Source organism: Methanobacterium paludis, from assembly GCF_000214725.1.
In the GTDB taxonomy this organism is placed as follows: domain Archaea; phylum Methanobacteriota; class Methanobacteria; order Methanobacteriales; family Methanobacteriaceae; genus Methanobacterium_C; species Methanobacterium_C paludis.
This window is the reverse complement of sequence record NC_015574.1, coordinates 2,232,098-2,243,831: the sequence shown is the minus strand read 5'-3', so window position 1 is coordinate 2,243,831 and position 11,734 is coordinate 2,232,098. Positions and strand designations below refer to the sequence as shown.

At 36.6% G+C, this 11,734-nt stretch carries 16 protein-coding genes; 8 read left to right on the top strand and 8 right to left on the bottom strand.

Features of this window, described 5'->3' with window-relative positions; translation table 11 throughout:
* Positions 1 to 82 precede the first annotated feature (82 nt).
* The 3 genes from MSWAN_RS10660 (at position 83) to MSWAN_RS10650 (ending at position 1,259) form a co-directional block, all read left to right on the top strand.
* Positions 83 to 271 (top strand): hypothetical protein, encoded by a 189-nt coding sequence (locus tag MSWAN_RS10660; RefSeq protein WP_013826657.1) that lies wholly within the window; start codon positions 83 to 85, stop codon positions 269 to 271.
* Positions 272 to 324: 53 nt separating this feature from the next.
* Complete coding sequence (locus MSWAN_RS10655; protein WP_013826656.1) at positions 325 to 837, top strand: DUF6448 family protein; 513 nt, start codon at positions 325 to 327, stop codon at positions 835 to 837.
* Positions 838 to 935: 98 nt separating this feature from the next.
* Positions 936 to 1,259: a cupin domain-containing protein gene (locus MSWAN_RS10650; protein ID WP_013826655.1), complete on the top strand. Its 324-nt coding sequence runs from the start codon at positions 936 to 938 to the stop codon at positions 1,257 to 1,259.
* A 78-nt stretch (positions 1,260 to 1,337) separates the two neighbouring features.
* Here MSWAN_RS10650 and cas4 read toward each other — a convergent pair whose 3' ends face one another.
* The 8 genes from cas4 to MSWAN_RS10610 form a co-directional block, all read right to left on the bottom strand.
* Positions 1,338 to 2,150 (bottom strand): CRISPR-associated protein Cas4, encoded by an 813-nt coding sequence (gene cas4, locus MSWAN_RS10645; RefSeq protein WP_048188106.1) that lies wholly within the window; start codon positions 2,148 to 2,150, stop codon positions 1,338 to 1,340.
* A gap of 260 nt (positions 2,151 to 2,410) precedes the next feature.
* Positions 2,411 to 2,707 (bottom strand): hypothetical protein, encoded by a 297-nt coding sequence (locus tag MSWAN_RS10640; RefSeq protein WP_013826653.1) that lies wholly within the window; start codon positions 2,705 to 2,707, stop codon positions 2,411 to 2,413.
* A gap of 26 nt (positions 2,708 to 2,733) precedes the next feature.
* Positions 2,734 to 3,021, bottom strand: coding sequence for an ArsR/SmtB family transcription factor (locus MSWAN_RS10635; protein WP_013826652.1), 288 nt, complete (start codon positions 3,019 to 3,021; stop codon positions 2,734 to 2,736).
* 210 nt (positions 3,022 to 3,231) lie between these two features.
* Positions 3,232 to 3,594, bottom strand: coding sequence for a hypothetical protein (locus tag MSWAN_RS10630; RefSeq protein ID WP_227716959.1), 363 nt, complete (start codon positions 3,592 to 3,594; stop codon positions 3,232 to 3,234).
* 73 nt (positions 3,595 to 3,667) lie between these two features.
* Positions 3,668 to 4,360, bottom strand: coding sequence for an ABC transporter ATP-binding protein (locus tag MSWAN_RS10625; protein WP_013826650.1), 693 nt, complete (start codon positions 4,358 to 4,360; stop codon positions 3,668 to 3,670).
* Positions 4,353 to 5,516: an ABC transporter permease gene (locus tag MSWAN_RS10620; protein ID WP_013826649.1), complete on the bottom strand. Its 1,164-nt coding sequence runs from the start codon at positions 5,514 to 5,516 to the stop codon at positions 4,353 to 4,355. Before MSWAN_RS10620 ends, MSWAN_RS10625 begins: the two co-directional genes overlap by 8 nt.
* 419 nt (positions 5,517 to 5,935) lie before the next feature.
* The gene (locus MSWAN_RS10615; protein ID WP_013826648.1) at positions 5,936 to 7,219 is read right to left on the bottom strand and encodes a homoserine dehydrogenase; all 1,284 of its coding nucleotides are present in this window, start codon (positions 7,217 to 7,219) and stop codon (positions 5,936 to 5,938) included.
* Between the two features lie 185 nt (positions 7,220 to 7,404).
* Positions 7,405 to 8,427, bottom strand: a complete 1,023-nt coding sequence (locus MSWAN_RS10610; RefSeq protein ID WP_013826647.1) for a DNA polymerase subunit beta — start codon at positions 8,425 to 8,427, stop codon at positions 7,405 to 7,407.
* Positions 8,428 to 8,460: 33 nt separating this feature from the next.
* Here MSWAN_RS10610 and MSWAN_RS10605 point away from each other — a divergent pair, with 33 nt between their 5' ends.
* The 5 genes from MSWAN_RS10605 to MSWAN_RS10585 all read left to right on the top strand — a co-directional run bounded on the left by MSWAN_RS10605 (position 8,461) and on the right by MSWAN_RS10585 (position 11,733).
* Positions 8,461 to 8,838, top strand: a complete 378-nt coding sequence (locus MSWAN_RS10605) for a PPC domain-containing DNA-binding protein (RefSeq protein ID WP_013826646.1) — start codon at positions 8,461 to 8,463, stop codon at positions 8,836 to 8,838.
* A gap of 424 nt (positions 8,839 to 9,262) precedes the next feature.
* The gene (locus MSWAN_RS10600; protein ID WP_013826645.1) at positions 9,263 to 9,847 is read left to right on the top strand and encodes a DUF366 family protein; all 585 of its coding nucleotides are present in this window, start codon (positions 9,263 to 9,265) and stop codon (positions 9,845 to 9,847) included.
* Positions 9,848 to 9,951: 104 nt separating this feature from the next.
* Positions 9,952 to 10,431: a 6-carboxytetrahydropterin synthase QueD gene (locus MSWAN_RS10595; protein WP_013826644.1), complete on the top strand. Its 480-nt coding sequence runs from the start codon at positions 9,952 to 9,954 to the stop codon at positions 10,429 to 10,431.
* 22 nt (positions 10,432 to 10,453) lie between these two features.
* Positions 10,454 to 11,155: a 7-carboxy-7-deazaguanine synthase QueE gene (locus MSWAN_RS10590; protein ID WP_013826643.1), complete on the top strand. Its 702-nt coding sequence runs from the start codon at positions 10,454 to 10,456 to the stop codon at positions 11,153 to 11,155.
* Positions 11,156 to 11,166: 11 nt separating this feature from the next.
* Positions 11,167 to 11,733 carry a CBS domain-containing protein gene (locus MSWAN_RS10585; protein ID WP_013826642.1) on the top strand — a complete coding sequence of 189 codons (567 nt, stop codon included), beginning with the start codon at positions 11,167 to 11,169 and terminating at the stop codon, positions 11,731 to 11,733.
* The last annotated feature ends 1 nt before the right edge of the window (position 11,734 follow it).

The following is an 11,734-nucleotide window of genomic DNA, read 5'->3' as shown; positions in this document are numbered from 1 at the left end:
TTAGGGGGGTTAATACACTAGTTAACCCTATGTTCATTTAATAGTAGATTAAACAAATTTAAATATTTTAAGAGGTGAATGAATGAATCGAGAAATTGATGAGGATAAAGCATTTGAAGCCGCTTTAAAGGGTAAAATGGGTTGGAAATGTTCATGTGCACTTGATATTGTTGACAAAGATTCTTCACTTAAAAGTGTTAGATGTAAAAAATGTGGGAAACTATTTAAAACAAACAGGGACACAGAACTTTGTTTTGATTGTGAGAGATAAGTAAATTTTATTAAATGTATTATAAGTACTGAAATGCAATTTGAGGTGATATAATGACACCCCATTGTGACAACATGGAAGGGCCAGTTGTTAAGGCTGCAGAACTGGCTCTGGAAATGGAAAATATTAACTACGTACTTCCATTCGTAAAAGAAGAGTTTGAAAATGAGCTGAAAGATGCCTTTACAAAGACCATGGAAGTAAGAGAACTCAGTGGGGAAGCAGCAGAGCTTGCAGACTACTGGTTTTTTGAAACAGCAGTTAGACTCCATAGACTTGGAGAGGGAGCACCTTACACAGGATTAAAATCTGCAGGACTTGACTGTGGTCCTGTGATTTCAAGGGCGGACATGGCGATTGAAACCGAAGATCTGGATGATCTAAGGGGGTTTTTACTTAACTTCATAGGTGAAGAACTTGAAAGAAGGTTTAGATGCGTAATATTTGAGAAAGACTATGAATTGAACGATATGGTCTCTGCAAGAGCCTATGTAAACTCCATGTTGGATTTCATCCTATTTTCACACAATCTCTACAGGTACGTTGAAAGCTGTGGAGAAGATTAAATAGAAAGTGTTATTCTTTATAAATTTTATAAACCATTGTAGGGTTCAATACATTACAAGAGTTTATTTACATTACCAAAGATATTTGAGGTGTCATCATGCCGGAAGAACTGAAAGCAATGACTTTGAAGACAGAAGATTTGATAGATTATCAGGACGGTGCAGTTGTAAGCCGGGAGATCATAAGAAAGGAGACTGGAACCGTAACAATATTCGCATTTGACAAGGGCGAAGGATTAAGCGAACACACAGCACCATTTGATGCGATGGTTCAGGTGATTGATGGAAAAGCTGAGATAATAATTTCAGGCAATAAAAACCTTGTTGAAGCTGGTGAAATGATCATCATGCCTGCAAACGACCCCCATGCTTTGAATGCTGTTGAAAGGTTTAAGATGATTCTGACCATGGTACGGTCTTAAATAACCTTAAAAACAAACCTTTAAAGATTTATAGGCATTAATTTTCAATTAATTCTCATTTTTCTTATTTTTATATATTTAAGCCCGGTACTCACAAAAATCAGCGTAATCGCATTTTACACATTTTTTAGGGTTTTGCATTAATTCTGGAATTTCTCCATTTTTAAACATAGATTTCATATCTTCAAGCACGTTTACAAGGTCATTCCTCAAACTGGTGTTCACCAGGACGGGCATTCTCTGGCCGGCACCCATGTAATCCACAAAACCCACTGGAACCTCCTTGTTGAATTCTTGTTCCATCAAAATGGCGTAGGCGGCTATTTGAATGGCATCTGATTTCCAAACCCCTTTCACAGGAGGCACGCCCGTTTTGAGTTCAACTGGATAATAAACCCCATCTACTATTTCTATTCTGTCCAACTGTCCCCTTAAATTGAGTTCAGAGTCTTCTATTGAAAATTCAAGGAGTAATGGGGGAAAAAGAAGGTCAACAATGTCTGCACCAGTTTTCCTGGTCTTTCTGATTATTTTCTGGGTTTTTATGGCAACAGTCCAGGAATCAAGTTCAACATCGCCTTTTAAATCTCTGCAAATCTTCTTTTTTGTCTCGAGGTCGATCAGCCTGGCATCGTGGTACCGTTGGATTTTGTTCTCCACAAACTCGGGTACATCTTCAAAGAGCGATTCGAAAATATCCCTAATTTCCATTTTTTCATTAACAGACCACATGTTTCGTTTTATAAGCTCTTCAAACCCTCTTCTGACTTCATGTACGAGTTTTCCAGTTATCATGGGGGTTGTCTGGATGTCAAGACGTTCTGTATGTTTTATATAACTTTTTACTGGGCAGTAGATATATTCCGAGATTGAAGATACGTTGATCATCATGTTAACACCATTCATACTTAAAGACCAACAAGTATTAATACTTATTGATGTAAGAGTATTATTTGTCTAAGGAGACCTCTATAACATCTAGTGATGGTGAGAATTCACCATCACAATTTTGAATGAAACTCACCAATCCAAATCTTGATGATAAAACAATCCCTCAAAAACAATTTTGATGATAATACGAAACCGTGAAATAGAACCATGTAAATACAGGTTAAAACTGCATGAAGAATTAAAAAATAGTAGTTTAGAATTTAATAGTCCCATGTTATTTTTAAGAGTATTAAAAGGGCTATAAATTCAATTAATCCTCCAATATAAATAGGTCTGCCTAATGCGGTATTGTCTACCATTATAAAACCGATGGTAAATAGACTTCTAAGTAAAAGAACTGTAGCAAATAGCATAAGTCCTACTGTAAATCCAATCTTTATTTGCCTGTAACTTTTAATGTAAAGATAGAGCAAACCTGATAAAAGACAGATATTTGCAATTTCTATGCCTATGGATACAAGTTTAATTCCTGTATATCCTAATAGATCTAACACCATTTTTAACCCCTACAGTTAATATTTTTTTATTTTTTTTCATCCTTTACCTGTTCCCAGATAATTTCAAAATCATTATAACCTTTTTCCATAGTCTCTGAAAGAAAATACATCTTACCATATTTTTCTCCGGTGGATCTGACCAGATCACTATCTTCTAGGATCTTTATATGGTGCCTGATAGTTCTATAGTTCAAATTTAATTTTTCAGCAAGCTGATGTGCATTGTAAGGTCGTTCATTTAATTTTTTAATAATTTTGGCACGATTTAATCCTCCTCTCGTACCAAGGATTAACCACCAAAGCACCTTTTTCATAACTTATCACTCAATTAACATGATTTTAAGGTTTTTTAAGATAGATTTTATTAAGGTTTTAGTTCTTATATATAGTTAAATATCCTGTTTAAGATGTATTTCGTCTAGTTATAGAATGCTACTTTCAAAGCTTAAAAGAGAAGTAGTTAATATTATAAATTTTTTCAAAATTTGTTACAATTAAATGGAAGATTACTGGTGCTTGTGAATTTAATAGTCCCATGTTATTTTTAAAAGTATTAAAAGAGCTATAAATTCTATAATGCCACTTATGAATACAGGACTACATACTAATGTATTTGTGTCCACAATTAACAAACCTATACTAGAAATACTTTTAATTAAAAGAGCTGAAGCAAATAGCATAAGTCCCAATGTAAATCCAATCTTTATCTGTTTGTAACTTTTAAGGTAGAGATAAAGCAAACACGATAAAATGCCAACATTTCCAATTTCTATACCAATGGCTGCAATTTTAATTCCTGTATACCCTAAAAATTCTACTATCATTTTAACCTTTTTTACACTTATTATCGCGTTATTTTTAGAATGGTTATTGAGTTTAAGCCCCAACAATAAATATCAGTTTTTCGTAAAAAGATGTGGGAATTTCTCCACTGGATTATCACCGGATCCAATATCCTTTTTATGATTGAATATTCATTTTTTCGTCTTTAATTTTTCCATCCAACACGGTTATAATTCTATCAGCCATATTAGCCACAGCAGGTTCGTGTGTTACAATTACAAGTGTCACATTTTCTTTTTTGTGGATATCTTTAAGAAGATCTAATATCACGTCTCCTGTTCTTGAATCGAGAGCTCCTGTTGGCTCATCAGCCAAAATAATGGATGGATGATTGACCAAAGCCCTTGCTATGGCAACACGCTGCCTTTCCCCTCCAGAAAGTTTGGTTGGCATTTGGTTAATTTTATCTGCGAGATTCACGGATTTTAAAAGTTCTAAAGCTCTTTTTTCCATTTTTTTGCCTGAAATATGGGTTTCAAGCATTGGGATCTGAACGTTTTCAAGCACGGTTAAATTGGGGATTAGGTTGTGTAACTGGAACACGAAGCCGATTTCTTCCGATCTAAATCTACTTAAATCCTGTTTTTGAGTCAAATCAATGCCGGCCACGCTAATTGAACCTTCACCTGCCTCATCTAACGCTCCGATCATGTTAAGGAGGGTTGATTTTCCAGAACCTGAAGGTCCTATTATGGAAACAAATTCTCCCCTTTTAATTTCAAGATCTACACCGTTCAATGCCTTTATTTTCCCTTTGTCGTAACTTTTTTTGAGGTTCTTTATTTCTATGATGTTTTCACAGTTACTCATATCTTAACGCCTCCGTTGGTGCTAATCTTGAAGCCCTGTACGCTGGATAAATTCCCCCAACTAAACCTACAAGAAGTGCTATTCCAAAGGCCCTTATGAATAGATCAAGTGTAAACACGGGTTTAATCATGGTTCCGAATGTTGCTGAATAGGATAACAGGATCTCAACACCTAATATGCCCACTACAGTACCGACCACAGCAGCCATTAATGTGAGAACTATGGATTCCCCTAGTATCATTCCAAGTATTCTTCTGCTCCTCCATCCCACAGCTTTTAGAACGCCTATTTCTCTTGTTCTTTCATATACAGACATTATCATGGTGTTTATAACTCCAACACCTCCAATAACTATGGCCAAAATTGAAATTGCCCATGTAGCTGTATTGATGGCGCTTAGTGCGTTGTTGGTCCTACTGGCCTGATCTGCAGCTGTTATTGTAGATAATTCATTAGGATAAGCATTTTCAATGCTCTGGCTTACATCTGTAACGTTTGCATTGTCAACTACCTTAACAGCTACGGTACTGACTTTATTATCATTGCTGGTTAGATTCTGTAGGGTATTCAAAGGCATATAGGCCCCATTGTCCTGCATAAAACTTCCAGTTTCAAATATTCCGGTAATTTTGAAATCTTTACCATAAAGGGTAATAGTATCTCCAACTGTCTTGTTAAGTTCTTGAGAAGCGGTTTTGCCTATTATGATTTCGTTTGCACTTCCGTTTGAGAAAACTGTCCCGTTAACACTGGATATGCCGACAAGATCTAATTTGCTGCTATCTATACCACTAACAGAAAGGCTGCTACTGGAACCAAATCCCGAGCTTGATGAACCCGAGCTTGATGAACTGTTTAAACTGGCAGTTGTTCTTAAAATTCCTGCGGTATCTTTGACTCCATTTATGTTCCGAATATCTGTCACGCGCTTCTCATCAATACTGCCTGATGACTCAAAACCACTTGAACCAGTCTGTGTTGTGGTAATCTCAGCTGCCCCTGCTTTAAGGGTGCTTTGTGTGGATGCTTGAAGACCACTTGTGACAAGACCCAATGCCACAATGGTTGCAATTCCAATCGCAATTCCAATAATCGCAAGGGTAGTTCTTGTTTTATTTCTAAATGGATTTTTTACAATCAATCCTATATAATTCATGATTCAAAACTCCTGTTTCATCCAAAAAGAATTTTATTTTTTTATATTTCTTATAAGAATTTTTACAATCGATACTCAGGATCCAATTGTTTTAGAATTCTTGGCCAATTGTTTTAGAAATGATATTTAAGTAACTATTTCAAAATTTGTTACAAATTATATGCAAATCCTATATACAAATCATTCCTATTAAAAACAACACATGAAATAAAAAATTAAAGCATCGAGTTACACTGAGTTGCACTGTTAATATGTTTTTGTAGCGTTTTTGTCTATAAAATAGTTGCAGCGTTTGTTGGAAATAAAAAATAGTCAATGAAATGTCTAGAAACAAAAATAAAAATATAAAATAGTTAAATAAAAAAATAAAATAAAACCGATGGTAAGAATGGTTTATAACTTTTAAATGCTCTAAAACATTATAAAAGTCTTATAAAAACAGTCTCCCCTCTAACAAAGTCCAGTTTATTTATCCTTTCCACAGCGGCCGTCATATGTTTCTCAAGGGCTCCATGTGTCACCATAAAGATAGGAACTGGTTCTCCTTTGGCGGTCTGTTTCTGGTTCACAGATTCCAGGCTTATGCTGTAGTCGCTCAATATTCCGGATATCGTGTGAAGAACACCGGGCTGGTCTATCGTTGTGAGTCGGAGGTAATATTTGGACCTTACATCTTCCATAGCCTTCACTGTTTTCACTTTGCTCTTTTCTGGTCCGTAGGCAACTGGTTTTGTCATGTTCTGGATTATATCAATGCAGTCTCCAACAACTGCACTTGCAGTTGGCATCATACCAGCTCCCTGACCGTACATCATCACAGGGCCGACAATATCTCCAACCAGGTAAGCTCCGTTGAAAACACCGTTAACAGATGATAGAAGGTGGTCTTCAGGGACGATGGTCGGGTGCACCCTGACTTCAAGTTCTCCATCAACCAGCTTGGAGATTGCAAGGAGTTTTATGCAACATCCAAGTTCTTCTTTTGCAAAAAGAATATCATCTGGTGTTACTTTGGTTATTCCCTCAACATGGAAGCGTTCCTGTTTCACGTAAATTCCGAAGCCGAGTATTGTGAGAATTATGAGTTTCTGGGCTGTGTCATGACCTTCAATATCAAAGGTGGGGTCAGCTTCAGCGTATCCTTTTTCCTGAGCTTCTTTCAGGACATCTTCAAATTCTCTACCTTCTTCTGTCATTTTGGTGAGTATGTAGTTGGCTGTACCATTTATTATACCGTAGATCTCCTTTACATTGTTTGCAGCCAGACTTTCATTTAACGGCTGGAGAAGAGGTATTCCCCCACCTACGCTGGCCTCAAAACAGATCCTGACGTTGTTTTCACGTGCAGCTGCAATGATCTCTTCCCAGTGCTTTGCAAGTAAAGCTTTGTTCGCGGTTACTACGTGTTTACCGTTGTTAAGAGCTTTTAATATGAATTTGAGGGCAGGTTGGTAACCTCCCATAAGCTCTATAACTATGTCTATTTCTGGATCCTCTAAAATATCATTTACATCGGTTGAAAGCACTTCTGGATCGACTTTCACACCCCTATCTGTGGTTATGTCAAGATCAACCACTCTTTTAAGCTTAACATCCTTTTTGACCTTATCGTTGATGAGATCAAAGTTCTGATTGAAGGTTTCTACAACTCCGCTTCCTATGGTCCCAAAACCTATGAGTCCTATGTTTACGTTGTCTTTCATTAAAATCATCCGTCTTTATTCAAGTTATTTTTATTTATATTATTCCTCTAATTATATTACAATTGTTATATTTATAAGATTTAATCCTTAATGACAGGTCACACAGTTTAAACCATATTTAATTGGAATGATCAAGCTAAAACTATAATTCGTTACAGTTTTACATTTACAGTTTTACATTGCATTTACAGTTTTAAATTCTGTAATTTGATGTACTCTCCCATGGATTCCCTGGTTGTTCCCACTATGAGCCTGTAACCTATTTTGCGTCCTTTAACCTTTTCAAGTTTTCCTCTGGCTCTTATTTTCTCTCCTTCCCTTGCTTGACCTGCGTAGGTGTGTGTGAAAGATGCAACTTCATCTAAAGGCACTTCAGGACCTTTTAAAATCTTAACATCTTCCACCTTGTAAACTGCAGGGTTGTCAAATGCACCAAGAGCATCTGATACTGTACAATCGATTTCTATGGTTCCCATTGGCTCGTAGGTGGTGTCCCCGTATACTCCTGTTATCTCGTCCCAGTCCCTTGTTGCCAGTATGTCGAATAGTGTGCCTTCAATGACGCCCCTGTTGTTTTTACGGTTTTCATACCACATGAATTCATCGTAGCTTAAAGAAGCATCTTTTATCCTCTTTTTATAGAGTCTCATCCAGTATTCTGGACCAATTTCCCTGAGAATACCGTTTTCACTATTTTTTATTTCTTCAAAGGTTTTCATGGCTTTTCTATGGTTGCCAAGTCCGTATATAACAAAATCTATATCGGAAACTTCGGGGTCGTACAGCCCGGGCAATGTGGATCCTGAAATCCCCATTTTATCGTATGGAATCCCTGCATGGTCATGGAAGGTTTGGGCAACTTTTTTGACTTTTTTAAGTAATTTATCCGGTGATGGATTGTTCATTATTTCTTTAAGGCGGTCATTTGGGTGCATAACTTTTTTAACTCTATCAATGGGCACGCCCATCATTTGCACGTTGGTTATTTCACAGTTAAAGAGGTACTCTGGAAAATTCTGGCTTAAAAATTCGTACGCCTGCTTTGTATCTACTTTGGAGTACCTGGTACCGTTTAATGACCGCTCACCTTCTGGATCAGGGATATATCTTAAAAAGGATAATATTCTGTCTTTTGGATGGAGATAGTTCGTTGTTGCAAAGAAAAGATCGTCCTCTGTGTGTATAAAATCTCTGGGTCTGACTCTCATGGATTAATTTAATTGAAGACACCACTATTAAATATGATAGTTTCGAGAATCTTACCCAACGAGGACCTGAAAAAGGGCATAGAAAATATAAGAGTTAAAAACGATTTAAAATCAGGAATAATCCTTTGTATAGTTGGAAGTTTGAGCCATGCTGTTTTAAGGATGTCAAATTCAGATGAAAAAGTTTTCAAGGGTCCATTTGAAATAGTATCTGCTGAGGGCACGATAGCTGAAAACGGGATCCACGTCCACATTGCAATCTCCGATGCTGATGGGGCTGTTTTTGGTGGGCACCTAAAAACAGGATGCATAGTTCACACAACGGCTGAAATATGCATAATGGAAGTTGATAAACCTTTAAAAAGAGTTTTTGATCCAAAAACAGGATATAAAGAGCTTGTTATTAGATAATCGATGAGTATGAATAGATTCAACTCAACTGATCCACAGCGTGACTGATTCCAGTAGGATGCAACATTGACTTTGCCACTGTATCTCTGAATTTTTAACTCAATAAATCAACAAAAAGATTTTCAACAAAGATTTGTGATTTTCAAGATTTGGGTAGTTTAAAAAATTTTCACAATTAAAAAAATATTAAAAAATAAATATCGAAGTTTAATAATTATTAATCAATCTATTCAAAAGCAGATTAAAATTAATTCAACCATTAAATTTAATTGATTCTATAAATACCTAGATTAAAATAGCAGATAACAAAGTTAATCCAAAAATTAAATAAACAGATGGTCAAATAGTTAAATTAAGAAATGGATCATTAAGTTAAATTTAATAAAACAGATGATTAATAGGTTAAATCAAGAAAAGTGAGCAAATGAAACATCTAAAACTCGAGAACGGCACAAGTTACGATGGAAGCCAGATCCAGCCAATGTGGGCATTCAAACAATTCGGAATAAAGGATTCCAGCATAGTTAGCTGGATAGGCCCAATGGAAATCAGGTCAGATGAGTTAATAGACTACGAAGATGTTGGTATTGAAATAAAAGGCGGGGAAATGATTAACTTCATAATAGAACATTTCGATGTCCAGCCTGCTGATATGAGACTATGTTACCATAGGCAGCGGCTCTTCGTAACGATAGTCAAGGACATACTGGATAACCATGGAATTAAAACCCGTAGGGACGGGGATGATCTCTACGTTGAGAAGGGTGACAAAGATGGAAAGCTCAGTGTTTCAATAGCAACATGTTCTGTAAGCAGTATGAAGATACACTTTGCTTTGAACCTCACAGAAAGGGGAACACCTGATGATGTTGAAACTGCAGGCCTTTTAGAATGCGGTTCAGTTCTCAAACGGGAGAATATTCCTGATGTTGCAGATGAAGTATGCTCAAACTACATCAAGGAAATTTCATCCATTGAAAGTGATATAACCAAGACAAGGGTATTTTAAAATAAAACCAAATGATATCATAAAAACTGATATCATAAAAATAGAATGGTTGAAAGTAAATGTTGAAAATAAGATCTTAACATAAAGATAAAAAAGGGTATAAAATGAAAATTGTTATAAACGGGATCCATGCCAATTTAAGGTTTTCAGCAGCTCATCTAATCCCAAAACATGAGTCCTGCGGTGTAATACACGGCCACTCCTACATAGTCGATGTTGTGGTGGAGGGAGAACGATCAGGAGAATTCGGATTCGTAGTTGATTTCAAGAAGGTGAAGAGCATAGTGAGGGATATATGCAAAAAACTTGACCACAGAGTTTTAATTCCAATAAAAAATCCTGAAATGGATTTTAAAAATCTTGAAGATTCTGTGGAATTCTCAATCGGCAAAAAAGAATACAAGCTACCAGTTGAGGATTGTGTTCTCCTTGATCTTGGATCAACATCTGCAGAGGATCTTTCCCAGTACTTTGCAGAGGAACTCTACCAGCAACTGAAAGAACTGGGCGAAATTTCAAGCGTTCAGATATGTGTGAATGAGGGAATAGGACAGGGAGCCTATTTCACAAAAAACGCCGAGTAAAACAGTTGGGTGATGTTTAAAAATGAAAGCACATATAAGTGAGGTTTTCTCAAGCATTCAGGGTGAAGGAACTCTTATCGGGAGAAGACAAATCTTCGTAAGGTTCTCAGGATGTAACCTGAAATGCAACTACTGCGACACCTCCAAAAATCAGGATCCACTCTACGGTGAAGAGATTTCAGTGGATGAACTTTTCGAAAGGGTAAACGAAATTATAACTCCGGATTTCCATTCTATTTCATTTACAGGTGGAGAACCGTTGTTGCATGCAGATTTTATAAGGGAATTTTTGGAAAAACACAATTTCAAAGCTTTAATAGAAACAAATGGTTCTTTACCAAAAGAATTAGCCAAAATAGTTGATTTAATTGACTATGCATCGGTTGATATTAAGTTGCCTGAACATGAGGCATCCTCAAACTGGGATGATCTGTTTGGTTGCGAACTTGAATCCATAAAGATATTAAGAGATGAGGGGATAAATACATACAGTAAAGTGGTTGTGATGCCCTCAACAAAAGTTGACTTGGTAGGTTATATTGCATCGAGAATAGCTCGTGAGGTTCCCGATACCTCCAATTTGTCAATGGTTATTCAACCTGTAAGTCCCCTTGGCTTGTGGGCAGATGAAGAACGTAAATTGTTTAGAATCTCTGAAAAAGCGGGAGAGTATCTGGATGTTTTAGTCATCCCTCAAGTTCATAAACTTCTAAAGGTGAGGTAGGAGGTTTTTATATGGAGATGGATACAAAGGTCACAGTACATGACGCCATGACGTCTAGTGTAATTACGGCAGATCCAAAGACAACTATTGCTGATGCAGCTCTTTTGATGACAAGATTCAAGATAGGCAGTCTTATAGTTAAAAGCAATCTTGAACTTGAACCTGAAGGATTGATCACAGAGAGTGATATAATTTCCAAGGTTGTTTCAAGGGATATTCAAGCTAGTGAAATAACTATAGGTGATATTATGACCAAAAACCTCATAATGATCGATCCTGGAAGTGAACTTAACCAGGCTGCAAGGTTAATGGCAAAAAACCATATAAGAAGACTTCCTGTTGTAGATGATGGCGGTCTTGTTGGTATATTAACATCAACAGATGTTCTGATGGTCTCACCTGAGCTGACTGATATACTCGTTGAAAATGCCAGGATGGAAAATCCTGCAGAATACACAGATATGGAGAAATCTGTACCTGGCACCTGTGAAATATGTGGAAATTACCTTGAATATCTTGATGAGGTTGATGGCAAATTCGTTTGTGAGGAGTGTAAAGAAGATTTAGAAGGTGATTAAC